19 protein-coding genes are annotated in these 15,590 nt (G+C 60.9%); 9 read left to right on the forward strand and 10 right to left on the reverse strand.

The window, feature by feature from the left end; genetic code table 11:
• Positions 1 to 348 precede the first annotated feature (348 nt).
• The 6 genes from AB4N64_RS06045 (at position 349) to cysG (ending at position 7,991) form a co-directional block, all read left to right on the forward strand.
• Positions 349 to 2,760 carry a DNA translocase FtsK gene (locus AB4N64_RS06045; RefSeq protein WP_460122894.1) on the forward strand — a complete coding sequence of 804 codons (2,412 nt, stop codon included), beginning with the start codon at positions 349 to 351 and terminating at the stop codon, positions 2,758 to 2,760.
• 66 nt (positions 2,761 to 2,826) lie between these two features.
• Positions 2,827 to 3,450, forward strand: coding sequence for an outer membrane lipoprotein chaperone LolA (gene lolA, locus AB4N64_RS06050; RefSeq protein ID WP_460122897.1), 624 nt, complete (start codon positions 2,827 to 2,829; stop codon positions 3,448 to 3,450).
• A 153-nt stretch (positions 3,451 to 3,603) separates the two neighbouring features.
• Entirely contained in the window at positions 3,604 to 4,926 is a 1,323-nt protein-coding gene (locus AB4N64_RS06055; RefSeq protein ID WP_460122900.1) for a replication-associated recombination protein A, read from the forward strand.
• On the forward strand, positions 4,926 to 5,300 hold the full coding sequence (gene crcB / locus AB4N64_RS06060; RefSeq protein ID WP_460122902.1) for a fluoride efflux transporter CrcB: 375 nt from the start codon (positions 4,926 to 4,928) through the stop codon (positions 5,298 to 5,300). Before AB4N64_RS06055 ends, crcB begins: the two co-directional genes overlap by 1 nt.
• Positions 5,301 to 5,315: 15 nt before the next feature.
• Positions 5,316 to 6,596: a serine--tRNA ligase gene (gene serS, locus AB4N64_RS06065; RefSeq protein ID WP_460122905.1), complete on the forward strand. Its 1,281-nt coding sequence runs from the start codon at positions 5,316 to 5,318 to the stop codon at positions 6,594 to 6,596.
• Complete coding sequence (gene cysG, locus AB4N64_RS06070) at positions 6,597 to 7,991, forward strand: siroheme synthase CysG (protein WP_460122908.1); 1,395 nt, start codon at positions 6,597 to 6,599, stop codon at positions 7,989 to 7,991. It begins immediately after the preceding gene.
• A 90-nt stretch (positions 7,992 to 8,081) separates the two neighbouring features.
• Here cysG and AB4N64_RS06075 read toward each other — a convergent pair whose 3' ends face one another.
• The 8 genes from AB4N64_RS06075 to AB4N64_RS06110 all read right to left on the reverse strand — a co-directional run bounded on the left by AB4N64_RS06075 (position 8,082) and on the right by AB4N64_RS06110 (position 12,748).
• The gene (locus AB4N64_RS06075; protein WP_460122911.1) at positions 8,082 to 9,083 is read right to left on the reverse strand and encodes a glutathione S-transferase family protein; all 1,002 of its coding nucleotides are present in this window, start codon (positions 9,081 to 9,083) and stop codon (positions 8,082 to 8,084) included.
• A gap of 91 nt (positions 9,084 to 9,174) precedes the next feature.
• Positions 9,175 to 10,158: a glycosyl transferase family protein gene (locus AB4N64_RS06080; protein ID WP_460126625.1), complete on the reverse strand. Its 984-nt coding sequence runs from the start codon at positions 10,156 to 10,158 to the stop codon at positions 9,175 to 9,177.
• Positions 10,159 to 10,172: 14 nt separating this feature from the next.
• Positions 10,173 to 10,508 carry a TusE/DsrC/DsvC family sulfur relay protein gene (locus AB4N64_RS06085; protein WP_460122914.1) on the reverse strand — a complete coding sequence of 112 codons (336 nt, stop codon included), beginning with the start codon at positions 10,506 to 10,508 and terminating at the stop codon, positions 10,173 to 10,175.
• Positions 10,505 to 10,798 carry a sulfurtransferase complex subunit TusB gene (gene tusB, locus AB4N64_RS06090; RefSeq protein ID WP_460122917.1) on the reverse strand — a complete coding sequence of 98 codons (294 nt, stop codon included), beginning with the start codon at positions 10,796 to 10,798 and terminating at the stop codon, positions 10,505 to 10,507. The genes AB4N64_RS06085 and tusB overlap by 4 nt, the downstream gene beginning before the upstream one ends.
• Positions 10,798 to 11,160, reverse strand: coding sequence for a sulfurtransferase complex subunit TusC (tusC, locus tag AB4N64_RS06095; protein ID WP_460122920.1), 363 nt, complete (start codon positions 11,158 to 11,160; stop codon positions 10,798 to 10,800). Before tusC ends, tusB begins: the two co-directional genes overlap by 1 nt.
• Position 11,161: 1 nt before the next feature.
• Positions 11,162 to 11,554: a sulfurtransferase complex subunit TusD gene (gene tusD, locus AB4N64_RS06100; protein WP_460126628.1), complete on the reverse strand. Its 393-nt coding sequence runs from the start codon at positions 11,552 to 11,554 to the stop codon at positions 11,162 to 11,164.
• 131 nt (positions 11,555 to 11,685) lie between these two features.
• Positions 11,686 to 12,390: a YoaK family protein gene (locus tag AB4N64_RS06105; RefSeq protein ID WP_460122922.1), complete on the reverse strand. Its 705-nt coding sequence runs from the start codon at positions 12,388 to 12,390 to the stop codon at positions 11,686 to 11,688.
• A 28-nt stretch (positions 12,391 to 12,418) separates the two neighbouring features.
• Positions 12,419 to 12,748: a DUF6388 family protein gene (locus tag AB4N64_RS06110; RefSeq protein WP_460122925.1), complete on the reverse strand. Its 330-nt coding sequence runs from the start codon at positions 12,746 to 12,748 to the stop codon at positions 12,419 to 12,421.
• Between the two features lie 93 nt (positions 12,749 to 12,841).
• Here AB4N64_RS06110 and AB4N64_RS06115 point away from each other — a divergent pair, with 93 nt between their 5' ends.
• A complete protein-coding gene (locus AB4N64_RS06115; protein WP_460122927.1) occupies positions 12,842 to 13,192 on the forward strand; it encodes a hypothetical protein in 351 nt (116 codons plus the stop codon).
• Positions 13,193 to 13,326: 134 nt separating this feature from the next.
• On the opposite strand, the gene AB4N64_RS06120 is transcribed toward AB4N64_RS06115, so the two are convergent.
• Positions 13,327 to 13,755: a GNAT family N-acetyltransferase gene (locus AB4N64_RS06120; RefSeq protein ID WP_460122930.1), complete on the reverse strand. Its 429-nt coding sequence runs from the start codon at positions 13,753 to 13,755 to the stop codon at positions 13,327 to 13,329.
• Positions 13,756 to 13,890: 135 nt separating this feature from the next.
• Between AB4N64_RS06120 and AB4N64_RS06125 the strand changes: the two genes are divergently transcribed.
• Both AB4N64_RS06125 and AB4N64_RS06130 read left to right on the forward strand, forming a co-directional pair.
• Complete coding sequence (locus AB4N64_RS06125) at positions 13,891 to 14,328, forward strand: hemerythrin domain-containing protein (RefSeq protein ID WP_460122932.1); 438 nt, start codon at positions 13,891 to 13,893, stop codon at positions 14,326 to 14,328.
• A gap of 55 nt (positions 14,329 to 14,383) precedes the next feature.
• A complete protein-coding gene (locus AB4N64_RS06130) occupies positions 14,384 to 14,971 on the forward strand; it encodes an NUDIX domain-containing protein (RefSeq protein ID WP_460122935.1) in 588 nt (195 codons plus the stop codon).
• A gap of 50 nt (positions 14,972 to 15,021) precedes the next feature.
• Here the strand turns inward: AB4N64_RS06130 and AB4N64_RS06135 are convergent, their stop codons facing one another.
• On the reverse strand, positions 15,022 to 15,510 hold the full coding sequence (locus tag AB4N64_RS06135) for a methylated-DNA--[protein]-cysteine S-methyltransferase (protein ID WP_460122937.1): 489 nt from the start codon (positions 15,508 to 15,510) through the stop codon (positions 15,022 to 15,024).
• Positions 15,511 to 15,590: the final 80 nt, after the last annotated feature.

Consider the following 15,590-nt stretch of genomic DNA (forward strand, 5'->3'; position numbering starts at 1 on the left):
ATGTGGTCGTAAGCGAGCGCTATGGCGCCGCGCACAACTTGCAGTCAATATCGAAAAGCATCCATAAGCCTTTGTCACAAAAGGTAATGCGTGCTCAAATTACGTCGCTTCGAGCGCATTGTTGGCTATTCTTGATGCGGGCGTCTGAGCCGTGGCTTCAGCGAGACAAACCCGTACAATGCGGCTTGTAACAAAATAAGCAGTGTGCACCGTGTTTATAAAAACGGGAGCGCAATGTTAAAAGTAGTCTCGGTCGCGCTCGTTAATTTTTTACCTGCCTGGAATGGGCAGTTTTTATAGTCATTCAACAGATGGACGCGCCGTTGGCGGCGCAGGAAAAGTAGCGTTTTGAAGAAATCCACTGCAGCACCGAAACCAGCCGTTGTTCCGATCTGGCGCCAGAATTTGCACTACCGACTCAAGGAAGGTGCATTGATCGCCATCGGCGCCCTGTGCCTGTTCCTGATGATGGCCTTGCTGACCTATGGCAAGGACGATCCGGGCTGGAGCCACAACAGCAAGATCGACGACGTGCAGAACTTCGGCGGTCCGGCCGGCTCCTACAGCGCCGACATCCTGTTCATGGTGCTGGGTTATTTCGCTTACATCTTCCCGCTGCTGCTGGCGATCAAGGTTTATCAGATCTTCCGCCAGCGTCATGAACCCTGGCAATGGAGCGGCTGGCTGTTCTCCTGGCGCCTGATTGGCCTGGTGTTTCTGGTGCTGTCGGGCGCCGCGCTGGCGCACATCCATTTCCATACCCCGACGGGGCTGCCGGCCGGCGCGGGTGGCGCATTGGGCGAGAGCCTTGGCGACCTCGCCCGCAACGCGTTCAACATCCAGGGCAGCACCTTGCTGTTCATCGCCCTGTTCCTGTTTGGCCTGACCGTCTTCACCGACCTGTCGTGGTTCAAGGTGATGGACATTACCGGCAAGATCACTCTCGACCTGTTCGAGTTGGTGCAGAGCGCAGCGAATCGGTGGTGGTCGTCGCGCGTCGAGCGCAAGCAACTGGTCGCACAATTGCGTGAAGTCGACGATCGCGTCCATGACGTGGTCGCTCCTACCGTGACGGACAAACGCGAGCAGGCCAAGGTCAAGGAGCGCCTGATCGAGCGCGAACAGGCCCTGAGCAAGCACATGTCCGAACGCGAGAAGCAGGTGCCTCCGGTCATCGCCCCTGCGCCGATCAAGCCTGCCGCGCCAAGCAAACGAGTGGAAAAGGAAAAACAGGTTCCGCTGTTCGTCGACAGCGCCGTCGAAGGCACCTTGCCACCGATCTCGATTCTCGACCCTGCCGAAAAGAAACAGCTCAACTATTCCCCTGAATCCCTGGCGGCCGTCGGTCATTTGCTGGAGATCAAACTCAAGGAGTTTGGTGTCGAGGTCACGGTGGATTCGATCCACCCGGGCCCGGTGATTACCCGTTACGAAATCCAGCCGGCCGCGGGTGTGAAAGTCAGTCGCATCGCCAACCTGGCCAAGGACCTGGCGCGATCCCTGGCTGTGACCAGCGTGCGGGTGGTGGAAGTGATTCCGGGCAAGACCACCGTCGGTATCGAGATTCCCAACGAAGACCGGCAGATCGTGCGCTTCTCCGAAGTGCTCTCGACGCCTGAGTACGACAATTTCAAATCTCCCGTCACCCTGGCCCTGGGTCATGACATCGGCGGTAAACCGGTCATCACTGACTTGGCGAAGATGCCGCACCTGCTGGTGGCCGGTACCACCGGTTCCGGTAAGTCGGTGGGTGTGAACGCGATGATCCTCTCGATCCTGTTCAAGTCCGGCCCGGATGACGCCAAGCTGATCATGATCGACCCGAAAATGCTCGAGCTGTCGATCTACGAAGGCATTCCGCACCTGCTGTGCCCGGTGGTCACCGACATGAAAGACGCGGCCAACGCCCTGCGCTGGAGCGTGGCCGAGATGGAGCGTCGCTACAAGCTGATGGCGAAGATGGGCGTGCGCAACCTGTCGGGCTTCAACGCCAAGGTCAAGGAAGCCATCGACGCTGGCGAGCCGTTGAGCGATCCGCTGTACAAGCGCGAAAGCATCCACGACGAAGCGCCGCTGTTGCAGAAACTGCCGACCATCGTCGTGGTGGTCGACGAATTCGCCGACATGATGATGATCGTTGGCAAGAAGGTTGAAGAACTGATCGCCCGTATCGCGCAGAAGGCGCGGGCGGCGGGTATCCACCTGATCCTCGCGACCCAGCGGCCGTCGGTGGACGTGATTACCGGTCTGATCAAGGCCAACATCCCGACCCGTATGGCGTTCCAGGTGTCGAGCAAGATCGACTCGCGGACCATCATCGACCAGGGTGGTGCCGAGCAACTGCTGGGCCACGGTGACATGCTCTATATGCCGCCGGGCACCAGCCTGCCGATCCGTGTCCACGGCGCCTTCGTGTCCGACGATGAGGTTCATCGGGTCGTCGAGGCCTGGAAACTGCGTGGCGCGCCGGAGTACAACGACGACATCCTCAACGGTGTCGAAGAGGCCGGCAGTGGCTTCGAAAGCAGCAGCGGCGGTGGCGACGGTGATGACCCGGAAGCCGACGCTTTGTACGACGAGGCGGTGCAGTTCGTGCTGGAAAGCCGCCGGGCGTCCATTTCCGCGGTTCAGCGCAAGTTGAAAATCGGCTACAACCGCGCCGCGCGCATGATCGAGGCCATGGAAATGGCCGGGGTCGTGACGGCCATGAATACCAACGGCTCGCGTGAAGTCCTGGCCCCTGGTCCGGTGCGCGACTGACCGGATATTGAAAGGGTGGCACCCCCGGTGCCACCCGCACTCCCACCATCGTAATTGAGGACTCCCATGCGTCTGATCCGCATGCTGTTGTTGCCGGTACTGGCTTTGACCACGCTTTCGGCCCACGCCGATGACAAGGATGTGGCGCGCCTGACTCAACTTCTGGAAAAATCCCAGACCCTGACTGCACGTTTCTCGCAGCTGACCCTTGATGGCAGCGGTACGCAATTGCAGGAAACGGCGGGCGAGATGTCCGTCCAGCGGCCGGGTCTTTTCTACTGGCACACCGATGCGCCGGCCGAGCAGGTCGTGGTGTCCGACGGCAAGAAAGTGACGCTATGGGACCCGGACCTTGAGCAGGCGACCATCAAAACCCTCGACCTGCGCCTGAGCCAGACGCCGGCGCTGCTGCTGTCGGGCGATGTGTCCAAGATCAGCCAGAGTTTCGACATCAGCGCCAAGGAAGCCGGCGGCGTGATCGACTTCACCTTGAAGCCGAAAACCAAGGACACCCTGTTTGACAGTCTGCGCCTGTCGTTCCGCAATGGCCTGGTCAATGACATGCAACTGATCGACAGCGTCGGTCAGCGCACCAATATCCTGTTCACTGGCGTGAAGGCCAACGAGCCGATCCCGGCGTCCAAATTCAAGTTCGATGTACCCAAGGGTGCCGACGTGATCCAGGAATAACGCGGTCTCCTGTAGGAGCGAGCTTGCTCGCGATGGACTCAAGAACGCCGCTGGGTGTCAGGTTCCCAGCGTCATCGTTGACGACTATCGCGAATAAATTCGCTCCTACAGGTGAAGGTGATACCCAGATAAACGAGGTTTTAAAGGCACGTGATGGACCTGTTTCGCAGCGCCCCGATTGCCCAGCCGCTGGCCGCCCGCCTGCGTGCGGCTAACCTGGACGAGTACGTCGGTCAGGAGCACGTGCTCGCTCGCGGCAAGCCCTTGCGCGAGGCGCTGGAACAGGGTGCGCTGCACTCGATGATCTTCTGGGGGCCGCCCGGCGTGGGCAAGACCACCCTGGCGCGGTTGCTGGCGGAAGTCTCGGACGCGCACTTCGAAACCGTCTCGGCAGTCCTGGCCGGGGTGAAGGAAATCCGCCAGGCGGTGGAAATCGCCAAGCAGCAGGCTGGCCAGTACGGCAAGCGCACCATTCTGTTCGTCGATGAGGTGCACCGCTTCAACAAGTCGCAGCAGGACGCATTCCTGCCCTATGTCGAAGACGGCACGCTGATCTTCATCGGCGCCACCACCGAAAACCCCTCGTTCGAACTCAACAACGCGTTACTGTCTCGGGCGAGGGTCTATGTGCTTAAAAGCCTCGACGAATCCGCGTTGCGCAAACTGGTGCAACGTGCGCTGACTGAGGAGCGCGGGCTGGGCAAGCGTCACCTGACGATCAGCGACGAAGGTTTCCAGATGCTGTTGTCCGCGGCTGATGGTGATGGCCGGCGTCTGCTCAACCTGCTGGAAAACGCTTCGGACCTTGCCGAGGACGACAGCGAGATCGGCGTCGACTTGTTGCAGAGCCTGCTTGGCGACACCCGTCGACGTTTCGACAAGGGCGGCGAGGCGTTCTATGACCAGATTTCTGCACTGCACAAATCGGTGCGTGGCTCCAACCCCGATGGCGCACTGTACTGGTTTGCGCGGATGATCGATGGCGGTTGTGACCCGTTGTACCTTGCCCGGCGTGTAGTGCGCATGGCCAGTGAAGACATCGGCAACGCCGACCCGCGTGCACTGAGCCTGTGCCTGGCGGCCTGGGACGTGCAGGAGCGCCTCGGCAGCCCGGAAGGTGAGCTGGCGGTGGCTCAGGCCATCACCTACCTGGCTTGTGCACCAAAGAGCAACGCGGTGTACATGGGTTTCAAGGCCGCGATGCGCAGTGCTGCCGAACACGGCTCGCTTGAAGTGCCTCTGCATTTGCGCAACGCGCCGACCAAACTGATGAAGCAACTGGGTTACGGCGACGAGTACCGCTACGCCCATGACGAACCGGATGCCTACGCGGCCGGCGAAGACTACTTTCCCGAGGAGCTTGAGCCGCAACCCTTCTATCAACCCGTGCCACGCGGCCTGGAATTGAAGATCGGCGAGAAGCTCAATCACCTCGCACAACTGGATCGAATGAGCCCAAGGCAGCGGAGAAAATAGTGGTCCCATTGATCGTTGCGGTGTCCGTCGGCGGGATGGCCGGTACTTTGTTGCGCTTCGCCACCGGCAATTGGATCAATGCCAATTGGCCGCGGCACTTCTATACCGCGACGCTCGCCGTTAATATCGTCGGCTGTTTGCTGATCGGCGTTTTATACGGCCTGTTTTTGATACGCCCGGAAGTACCGATCGAGGTACGCGCCGGGTTGATGGTCGGCTTCCTCGGGGGGCTGACGACTTTTTCGTCCTTTTCACTGGATACGGTGCGCCTGCTGGAAAGCGGGCAGGTGCCGCTGGCCCTGGGCTATGCTGCCATCAGCGTATTCGGCGGGCTGCTCGCCACGTGGGCTGGCCTGTCCTTGACCAAACTTTGATAACGAGAGACCGACATGCTCGATTCCAAACTGTTACGTAGCGATCTTCAGAACGTAGCGGACCGCCTGACCTCCCGTGGCTACACGCTGGACGTTGCGCGCATCGAAGCGCTGGAAGAACAGCGCAAGACCGTCCAGACCCGCACCGAAGCACTGCAGGCTGAACGTAATGCGCGCTCCAAATCCATCGGTCAGGCCAAGCAGCGCGGCGAAGACATTGCGCCGTTGATGGCGGACGTCGAGCGCATGGCCAATGAATTGAGTGCCGGCAAGGTCGAGCTGGACGCGATCCAGACCGAACTGGACTCGATCCTGCTGGGCATCCCCAACCTGCCGCATGAATCCGTGCCGGTCGGTGCTGACGAAGAGGGCAACGTTGAAGTGCGTCGCTGGGGGACACCAACGGCGTTTGATTTCCCGGTGCAAGACCACGTCGCACTGGGCGAAAAGTTCGGCTGGCTCGACTTCGAGACCGCTGCCAAGCTGTCCGGCGCACGCTTCGCCCTGTTGCGCGGCCCGATTGCCCGCCTGCACCGCGCCCTGGCGCAGTTCATGATCAACCTGCACGTCACCGAGCATGGCTACGAAGAGGCCTATACGCCGTATCTGGTCCAGGCTCCGGCGTTGCAAGGCACCGGCCAGTTGCCGAAATTCGAAGAAGACCTGTTCAAGATCGGTCGCGAAGGCGAAGCCGACCTGTACCTGATCCCGACCGCCGAAGTGTCGCTGACCAACATCGTGGCCGGCGAAATCGTCGATGCGAAACTGCTGCCGATCAAGTTCGTTGCTCACACGCCGTGCTTCCGCAGTGAAGCGGGCGCCTCGGGTCGCGATACCCGCGGCATGATCCGCCAGCACCAATTCGACAAGGTCGAAATGGTACAGATCGTCGAGCCGGGCAAATCCATGGAAGCGCTGGAAGGGCTGACCGCCAACGCCGAGAAAGTCCTGCAACTGCTGGAACTGCCTTACCGCACCCTGGCGCTGTGCACCGGCGACATGGGTTTCAGCGCGGTCAAGACCTACGATCTGGAAGTGTGGATTCCGAGCCAGGACAAATACCGCGAAATCTCGTCGTGCTCCAACTGCGGTGACTTCCAGGCCCGTCGCATGCAAGCGCGCTTCCGCAATCCGGAAACCGGCAAGCCTGAGTTGGTACATACCCTCAACGGTTCCGGCCTCGCGGTCGGTCGTACCCTGGTGGCGGTGCTGGAAAACTACCAGCAGGCCGACGGTTCGATCCGCGTGCCGGACGTACTGAAGCCGTACATGGGTGGCCTCGAGGTCATCGGTTAAATGGACTATCTGCCGCTGTTTCATAACCTGCGCGGCAGTCGTGTGTTGGTCGTCGGCGGGGGGGAGATTGCCTTGCGCAAGTCCCGCCTGCTGGCCGATGCCGGTGCGCAGTTGCGGGTGGTTGCACCTGAAATCGAATCACAGTTGCGCGAACTGGTCGCCGGCAGCGGTGGCGAGTGCCTGTTGCGTGGTTATAGCGAAACGGATATGGACGGTTGTGCGCTGATCATCGCCGCCACCGACGACGAACCGTTGAACGCACGGGTTTCCGCCGACGCCCACCGGCGTTGCGTGCCGGTCAACGTGGTGGATGCGCCTGCGTTGTGCAGCGTAATTTTCCCGGCGATCGTCGATCGTTCGCCGTTGATCATTGCCGTGTCCAGCGGTGGCGATGCGCCGGTGCTGGCGCGACTGATCCGCGCCAAGCTGGAAACCTGGATTCCTTCGACCTACGGTCAACTGGCCGGCCTGGCAGCGCGTTTTCGCAATCAGGTCAAGGGCTTGTTCCCGGATGTGCAGCAACGCCGGGCGTTCTGGGAGGACGTGTTCCAGGGGCCGATTGCCGACCGCCAACTGGCCGGGCAGGGTGCCGAAGCCGAACGCCTGTTACAGGCGAAGATCGCCGGTGAAGCGCCAGTGGCCACGGGTGAGGTCTATCTGGTGGGGGCGGGGCCGGGTGATCCCGACCTGCTGACTTTCCGTGCGCTACGTCTTATGCAGCAGGCCGATGTGGTGTTGTACGACCGCCTGGTGGCGCCGGCAATCCTTGAGCTGTGCCGTCGAGACGCCGAGCGCGTCTACGTCGGCAAACGCCGCGCCGATCACGCGGTGCCTCAGGATCAGATCAACCAGCATCTGGTGGACCTGGCCAAACAGGGCAAGCGCGTGGTGCGGTTGAAGGGCGGTGATCCGTTCATCTTCGGCCGTGGCGGTGAAGAGATCGAAGAGCTGGCGGCTCAGGGCATCCCGTTCCAGGTTGTGCCGGGCATTACGGCGGCCAGCGGTTGTGCGGCGTATGCGGGGATACCGCTGACGCATCGTGATTACGCGCAGTCGGTGCGGTTCGTCACTGGGCACCTCAAGGATGGCACCACCGACCTGCCGTGGGCCGACCTGGTCTCGCCTTCGCAGACCCTGGTGTTTTACATGGGGCTGGTGGGCTTGCCGGTCATTTGCGAGCAGTTGATCCAGCACGGTCGCGCGGCCGATACCCCGGCGGCGTTGATCCAGCAGGGCACCACCACCAACCAGCGGGTGTTTACCGGCACCCTGGCCAACCTGTCGGAAATGGTGGCAGAGCATGAAGTGCATGCGCCGACGCTGGTGATTGTTGGGGAAGTCGTGCAGTTGCGCGAGAAGCTGGCGTGGTTTGAAGGGGCGCAGGCGCAGGTCTGACCGCGTCGAGCCCATCGCGGGCAAGCCCGCTCCTACAGATGCGCCGCTGCACCTGTGGGAGCGGGCTTGCCCGCGATGCTTTTAACAATCTCATGCCCTGCGCCAAACCCCTTTGCCACTCAATCGCGCCCGGTCATGAGCCCCGGTGAAGTCCTGCTCCGGACCTTTGGGTACTACACCCGTCGGGTTGATGGTTTTGTGGCTGCCGTAGTAGTGATTCTTGATGTGGGTGAAATCCACGGTCTCGGCAACGCCTGGCCACTGGTAGATTTCCCGCAGCCAGTTCGACAGGTTCGGGTAATCGGCAATGCGCCGCAGGTTGCATTTGAAGTGTCCGTGGTACACCGCGTCAAAACGGATCAGCGTGGTGAACAAGCGGATGTCGGCTTCGGTCAGGTATTGGCCGGCCAGGTAGCGATTGGCGCCGAGCAGTCCTTCCAGGTAATCCAGTTCTGCGAACAATCCATCGAAGGCGTCTTCGTAGGCCTGTTGCGAGGTGGCGAAGCCTGCGCGGTACACCCCGTTGTTCACCGCAGGATAAATCCGCTCGTTCAGTGCAGCGATCTCGCCGCGTAGCGGGGCGGGGTAGAAGTCCAGGTCATTGCCCGTCAGATCGTCGAAGGCGGTGTTGAACATGCGGATGATCTCCGCCGATTCATTGCTGACGATGCGGTTTTGTTGCTTGTCCCACAATACCGGTACGGTCACGCGGCCGGTGTAGTCGGCGGTGTCGGCGGTGTAGCGCTGGTGCATGAAGTCAAAGTGATCGAGCTTGTCGCCGGTGGAGCCGAGTGTCTGGTCGAAGGTCCAACCGTTTTCGAGCATCAGCCAACTGACCACGGAGACATCGATCAGGTCTTCCAAGCCTTTGAGTTTGCGAAGGATCAGCGTGCGATGGGCCCAGGGACAGGCCAGCGAAACGTAAAGGTGATAACGACCGGCCTCGGCGGCAAAGCCACCCACACCGCTCGGGCCAGGTTGGCCGTCAGCGGTCACCCAGTTGCGTCGCTGAGCCTGTTCACGCTGGAAGGCGCCGTCCTTGCTGCTTTCGTACCACTTGTCCTGCCATTGACCTTCTACGAGCAAACCCATGTCCACGACTCCTCAAACCAATATTCATTGGAGAGGATTCTATTCCTATAGGTTCGATAAAAAAGCGCAAATCGTAGACAGTTATTATCGATTAAATCGATTTGTCTCGCGCATCCCAGTAGCGGTTGGCGGTTTCGAAAGCGTGTTCGCGAGTTTGACCGAGGCCACGCAAGGCCAGGGCCATGGTCGAAATCAGCGCCATTTGCGGGTAACTGTCGACCACATCGCCGCGCCACACGGCCTTGAGGTGCTCAGGGTCCAGCGCGGCCGGCTTGACGTGGCGCTGGGTCGACAACTGCGGCCACTCCTCGTCCCAGTTTTCGCCAGCGGTCGTGCCGTACAGGTGGCTGTCGGCATCCGGATTGATTTCGATCTCGCCACCGTCGCCCTTGATCACAATGGCGGTGTCGCCGAGCAAACGGCTGGCCTCGCGGTGCACGGCCTGGTAGCCGGGGTGGAAAATGCTTTGCAGGCCACATCGGGCGGCCAACGGGTTCAGGAGGCGCGCCAGGGAATGGATCGGCGAGCGCAAACCCAGGGTATTGCGAAGGTCGATCATGTGCTGCAGCTGCGGTGCCCAGTCCATCAACGGCATGAACGCCAGGCCGCCGTGATCCAGCGCGGCACCCACTTGCTGCCAGTTGCGGCACAACGGGATGTTCAGCGCCGCCAGCAGTTGCTCGCTGTACAGCCGCCCGGCCGTGTGGGCGCCGCCGCCATGCATGAATACCCGCAGGCCATTGTGTGCCAGACATTTGGCCGCCAGCAGGTACCACGGCAGATGACGTTTTTTGCCGGCGTAGGTCGGCCAGTCCAGGTCGACCGCAAGTGATGGCGCCTGCAAGCGCTCGCGCAAGGCTTCGGTGAATCCGGCCATTTCTTCCGCGCTTTCTTCCTTGTGCCGCAAGAGCATCAGGAAGGCGCCGAGCTGTGTTGGCTCGACCTGTTCGTCGAGCACCATGCCCATGGCTTGGCGGGCTTCTTCGCGAGTCAGGTCGCGGGCGCCGCGCTTGCCTTTGCCCAGTATCCGCACGAACTGGGCGAACGGGTGCTCGGCGGGCGTTTCGAGGGTCAACGCTGGGTAGTCGGTCATAGGCAATTCGTCGGTTTGGGCAGGCCCGCCAGTTTCGCGGCGAGTTTGGCAGGAGTGCCTTTGAACAGGCGGTTCAGGTGCAGGCTGTTGCCTTTGTCCGGGCCGAGTTTCAAGGCGGTGTATTTGATCAGCGGACGCGTGGCCGGAGACAACTGGAATTCGGCGTAGAAGGCGCGCAACAGCTCGAGGACTTCCCAGTGCTCGGGGCTCAACTCGATGTCTTCGGCGGCTGCGAGGGCACTGGCGACTTCAGCGGACCAGTCGCCAAGCTCGACGAGGAAGCCGTCCTTGTCCAGTTCGATGGCGCGGGCGCCGACGGTCAGGGAATTCATAGCCAACTGTTGACCTTGTCGTAGTGCAGCGACAACTCGACGAAGGCCGGGTAATCGATGGCCCGGGCGTCGGCGGGAATGTCCAGGGCGCGGGCCTGGGCGTCCTCGGCGAGTACGTACAGCGTCGGTGCGCGGGCGCTCAGTGCGTTGAACGGAGCGGTGGCAGGTTGCAACGCATACACCGCGTCGCCCGTCAGCAGCAACGCATCGTTGGCACCGATAAGGCGCAGGCAACTGTTCAGGCGATCGTCGCCGAACGGAGAGTGAGACAACACATGCAAAGTCGACATCAGAGGGTGATCACCTGGTCGTAACGGTCAATAAGAGCGGTGATTTCAGCGGCGTTCAAGGCTTGGACTTCCTCAAACGCCAGACTTGACGGGGCCAGGCCTCGTTCGGTGGCGCTGTCGCTACAGACGAACAGCTCATCGACGCCGAACATCGGCAAGGCCTGCAAATTGGCGCTCAAGTCTTTCTGTTGCAGGGCCTTGGCGTCCTGTTTAGACGCCAGTTGAAACACGCCATCATCCAGAAACAGCAGGCCGATCGGCAGGTCGAAAGCGCCGCCGGCCAATACGATATCCAGCGCTTCGCGGGCGCTCGGTCCGGACCAGGGGGCCTGGCGGCTGACAATCAGCAAGGATTTGGGCATGTCACGCGCCTCCAAAACAGATCAGGCGGTCGGCGTCCTGCACTGCATCATGCAACTGACCGAGGCCGGACAGTTCCCAGGGGGCGTCCACGGCGGCGGCTTCGCGTTGATATCGTGTCGCTTCTTCGGCATTGAGCACCCCTCGACGCAGGGCGGCGGCGATGCACACCACACCGTCTAACTGACGCTCGGTGACGAAGTTACGCCATTGTTTGGGCAAGTCCTGTTCGTCCTGGGGTGTGACCACGCTGCCGGAGGCGTTGTAGACGCCGTCCTGATAGAAAAACAGCCGGACAATCTCATGCCCCCCCGCCAGCGCAGCCTGGGCGAACAGCAAGGCACGGCGCGAGGAGGGCGCGTGGGCGGCGGAGAATACGGCGATGGCGAACTTCATGGTGAACTCGATCTGCGGAACTGCGGCCATGATAAAGCTTTATCGGGGGGAGGGGCCAAGTGTTCGCTGGGGACCTTGTTGGATTCATCGCGGGCAAGCCCGCTCCCACAGGGGATTTGTGATCGCCATGATTACCGAGGCATATACCCCAACTGCCACCGCCGGGGAATCTGCAGTGACACCACCCCCAGCACTCCCGCCAGCACGCCGCTGGCAAACAACGCCTGGAGCCCGAATTGATGTTCCAGCAGGGCGCCCAGCACCGCGCCGGCGAACATCCCGGTCCAGGGCACCAGTTGCACGCGCCAGCCGTTACGGCGTTCACCCAGCAACCAGCGTCCCAGACCGCGACCGAAGCGCGACAGGGCGCCGGTGACGTAGGTCAGGCCCACCGGCAGGCCGTTCACTTGCTCGACGGCGGCGTTGAGCATGCCCATGGCGATAATCGCTGCCAGCAGCGCCGGCAGTTGCTCGTCATAGGGCCAGCCTGCCGCCGTGCACAGCAACAGGGCGATGCACAACAGCAACGGCAGTGCGCGTCGTCCGCCGATACGGCTGACCAGAATGCCCAAGGCATTACCGATGACAAAGGTGGCTACCACGACCAACAGGCGAAGGGTCAGACCAAGGTCGCCGTCGCTGATGGCCACGGCAAGGCGGGTCGTGTTGCCGCTCATGAAGGAGACAAAATCGCCGCTCGCCATGAAACCGATTGCGTCGGTCATGCCGGCCAGGACCGAGAGGGCGGCCACCAGGGTCAGGCCGACGCGTCCGCGCCATTTTTGCGTGTGCAGGTGCCCAGGGCTGGCATGGGCGGTGGTGGACGAAGGCAGCATCGTCGGCAGACTCCTTGGACGGCGAGGGTTAAGGTTTCAGTCCATACAACTCGCAATACTCCAGCCAGTCCATCCCGGCCATTTCAGCGACTTCACGATGCACATTCAGGCGCTGGGCTTCGTAGTCCTGGGCTGTTGCCGCCGTCAGTTGCAGGGTCAGCTCCCAGGCAAAAAGGCCCAGGCGTTCGGCTTCGGCCTCGAAGGCTTCATGCAAACGCTCCTCACGAAACTGCGCCTGGGTTTCGCCCTTGGCCTGGGCCAGCAATGGGTTGAGGTTGTCCAGTTCGATGCGCAACTCGGGGCGCTCATCGAGAAACCGTTCCAGCGCCTGCTCGTGTTGCTGTTCCGGTGTCGCCATGGTCGCTCCTTGAATATGGGGGGCATGCACTAAAGCAGAACGATACACCCACCCACGGTGATACAGTCGGCTTTTTCCTGATGAGCACATGCAATGCGAATACTGATGGTGGCCCTGGCCGCAACATTGCTGGCCGGATGTGCCGGTTCGGTAATGGAAAATGCCCGTAACGGTGCGCCGAATAAAATCCTGAGCTCTGACAAGCCGGAAAAAGTCGTCGCCCAGTGCGTGCAGTTCTCCTGGCAGGACGAAGCCGTCTTCGGTGTCGATGCTGGCGCCTACCTGGAGCCGGGCATGCGGGGAGGTTCGACCGTTTACACGCGCTCGGCGGAGTCCTTTGTCGACATTCGCGAAGATGCGTCCGGGACGGCGTTGAACTACTACACGCAAAAGGATGACTTTGTCGCCAAGCGCCGGTTGGCGGCATTGGCGACGTGCCTGTGATGTCCTGACCACCCCGGTTCGCCTTTTGTGGGAGCGGGCTTGCTCGCGAAAGCGGTTTGTCAGTCGATACGCTGTTTGCTGAACCACCGCATTCGCGAGCAAGCCCGCTCCCACACGGCGGACAATGGTTTGCCTCAGGCTTGAGTCAAACGCTTCTGGAAAAAATGCCGCCTATGTCCCGGCGGGTAGTCCACGATCTCACCCAGTTCGCTGTATCCCAGCTTCTGGTAAAACGCCGGTGCCTGGAAGCTGAAGGTGTCCAGCCAAATCCCCACGCATTCCTTCTCGTGCGCCAGGTCTTCGGCCATGCGCATCAGCTTCGAACCCATGCCGTCGCCTCGGGCCTGTTCCGGCACCGAGAGCAATTCGATAAACAACCAGCGATAGAAAAACCGGCCATACAAACCGCCGAGGATTTCGCCCTGCTCATCGCGTACCAGCAGCGCCAGCAGTTCCGATTTGCCGTCTCCGGCCTGTGCGACGTTGTAGGCCCGCAGCGGGGCGAGGATCGCCTCGCGATCTTCCGGAGTGGGGTCTTGCTTGTGTTCAATGATCAAGGTCATCAGCTATGTCCTTATGGCAGAGCCGCGAGCGTATCGGGGTTGTGGAAATTGGTCCATCCCTTGAGGAACCGTCGTCATCGCGTCGCTGTCTAGCTCCCTGAGCGTCATTTCAGAACGCGGCCGATGAGGATTGCCATGAATATTTTTGAAGCCTTGCGCGAAAGTCACGAGCGCCAGCGCACCTATGCCAAGGCGCTGATCGAGACCAGGGGCGACACGCCGGAGCGCGTCGAAGCCTATAAGCAATTGAAGGCCGAACTGCAGGCCCATGAAACCGCCGAGGAACGGCACTTTTATATCCCGTTGATGCAGTTCGACAACGGCGTGGACCTGAGCCGCCACGCTATCGCCGAACATCACGAAATGGACGAGATGATGGAAGAACTCGACGAGACCGAAATGTCCAGCCCGGCCTGGCTGGCAACGGCGAAAAAACTCAGCGACAAGGTCCATCACCACCTCAAGGAAGAAGAGCAGAAGTTTTTTCAGATGGCGGGCAAGCTGCTTGATGACAAACAGAAGGAAACGCTCGCCGGGCAGTATCAGAGGGAATATGAGGCACAGCTTTCATGATGCGTTCGGGCCGATTAGGATGAGCGTTTTCCCGACGCAAAAAGGACGTTCTGTCATGCCCGACACCGCCGAGCGGGTCAACATCATCGAGTCTCAGGTGTTGTCCCACGACTGGTATCTACTGAAGAAGATCACTTTCGATTACCAGCGCAACAACGGCGAGTGGCAACGCCAGACGCGTGAGGTCTACGATCGCGGCAATGGCGCCGCGATCCTGCTGTTCAACCGGGAAAAGCGCACCGTGGTGCTGACGCGGCAGTTCCGCTTGCCGGTGTTTGTCAACGGCCACGATGGCTTGCTGATCGAAGTGGCGGCCGGTTTGCTCGATGGCGCCTCGCCCGAAACGCGTATTCGCGAGGAGGCCGAGGAAGAGACCGGTTATCGCGTGCACCATGTGCAAAAAGTGTTCGAGTCTTACATGAGCCCCGGTTCGGTCACGGAGAAACTGCACTTTTTCATTGCCGAATACGATGCCGCGTCCAAGGTCAGCGAAGGTGGCGGGCTGGAAGAAGAAACCGAAGAACTGGAAGTGCTCGAATGGTCATTCGATGAGGCGCTGCAGGCATTCGAACGCGGCGAGATCTGCGACGCGAAGACCATCATGCTGTTGCAGTATGCGGCGATGAAAAACATCTTCGCCTAAGTAGCGATACCCCGATCCCCTGTAGGAGCGACGCCTCGACAGGCTCGCTCCTACAGTAGCCAGAAACCTTCGAGTTTCAGCAACAACTCCTTGGCCGCAAGCCCCCCTGCAAACCCGGTCAATTTCCCCGACGCCCCAATCACCCGATGGCACGGCGCGATGATCGATATGGGGTTCCGGCCATTGGCCGCACCCACTGCACGCACCGCACTCGGGTGGCCGATCTGTTCGGCAATCTGGCTGTAGCTGCGGGTTTCGCCGAACGGAATCGTTAGCAACGCCTGCCACACCTTTTTCTGGAAATCGGTTCCGCAGAACTCCAGTTCCAGGTCGAAGCGCTGGCGACTGCCGGCAAAATATTCAGTCAATTGTTGCCGTGTGCTCACCAGGATCGGCAGGTCGGGCGCTTGGCACATCGGTCCGAGGCGAACCCGGTTGGGTTTGTCGTTTTCCCAGAGGATGGCCGCCAGTCTCGAACCGTTCGCGACCAGGGTCAGTTCGCCCACTGGCGAGGTCATGGTGGTGCAGGTGAAAGTCATGCCGGGGTCTGCGCCCAAGAGCTGAACAAGGTGCAAGCATACTGCCTGATCGGGGAGGCGCAATACGCAATCCCGACCAT

It is taken from the genome of Pseudomonas sp. S2_C03 (assembly GCF_054668405.1).

What these genes read in the sequence shown, in the direction of transcription:
- AB4N64_RS06085 (WP_460122914.1), bottom strand. Translation starts at nt 10,508, where the DNA reads ATGAATTCCCTGACCGTCGGCGCCCGCGCCATCGAACTGGACAAGGAC.
- lolA (WP_460122897.1), top strand. Translation starts at nt 2,827, where the DNA reads ATGCGTCTGATCCGCATGCTGTTGTTGCCGGTACTGGCTTTGACCACG.
- AB4N64_RS06110 (WP_460122925.1), bottom strand. Translation starts at nt 12,748, where the DNA reads ATGGCGACACCGGAACAGCAACACGAGCAGGCGCTGGAACGGTTTCTC.
- AB4N64_RS06075 (WP_460122911.1), bottom strand. Translation starts at nt 9,083, where the DNA reads ATGGGTTTGCTCGTAGAAGGTCAATGGCAGGACAAGTGGTACGAAAGC.
- AB4N64_RS06115 (WP_460122927.1), top strand. Translation starts at nt 12,842, where the DNA reads ATGCGAATACTGATGGTGGCCCTGGCCGCAACATTGCTGGCCGGATGT.
- AB4N64_RS06130 (WP_460122935.1), top strand. Translation starts at nt 14,384, where the DNA reads ATGCCCGACACCGCCGAGCGGGTCAACATCATCGAGTCTCAGGTGTTG.
- AB4N64_RS06105 (WP_460122922.1), bottom strand. Translation starts at nt 12,390, where the DNA reads ATGCTGCCTTCGTCCACCACCGCCCATGCCAGCCCTGGGCACCTGCAC.
- AB4N64_RS06120 (WP_460122930.1), bottom strand. Translation starts at nt 13,755, where the DNA reads ATGACCTTGATCATTGAACACAAGCAAGACCCCACTCCGGAAGATCGC.
- AB4N64_RS06055 (WP_460122900.1), top strand. Translation starts at nt 3,604, where the DNA reads ATGGACCTGTTTCGCAGCGCCCCGATTGCCCAGCCGCTGGCCGCCCGC.
- tusC (WP_460122920.1), bottom strand. Translation starts at nt 11,160, where the DNA reads ATGCCCAAATCCTTGCTGATTGTCAGCCGCCAGGCCCCCTGGTCCGGA.
- tusB (WP_460122917.1), bottom strand. Translation starts at nt 10,798, where the DNA reads ATGTCGACTTTGCATGTGTTGTCTCACTCTCCGTTCGGCGACGATCGC.
- AB4N64_RS06135 (WP_460122937.1), bottom strand. Translation starts at nt 15,510, where the DNA reads ATGACTTTCACCTGCACCACCATGACCTCGCCAGTGGGCGAACTGACC.
- AB4N64_RS06125 (WP_460122932.1), top strand. Translation starts at nt 13,891, where the DNA reads ATGAATATTTTTGAAGCCTTGCGCGAAAGTCACGAGCGCCAGCGCACC.
- cysG (WP_460122908.1), top strand. Translation starts at nt 6,597, where the DNA reads ATGGACTATCTGCCGCTGTTTCATAACCTGCGCGGCAGTCGTGTGTTG.
- tusD (WP_460126628.1), bottom strand. Translation starts at nt 11,554, where the DNA reads ATGAAGTTCGCCATCGCCGTATTCTCCGCCGCCCACGCGCCCTCCTCG.
- serS (WP_460122905.1), top strand. Translation starts at nt 5,316, where the DNA reads ATGCTCGATTCCAAACTGTTACGTAGCGATCTTCAGAACGTAGCGGAC.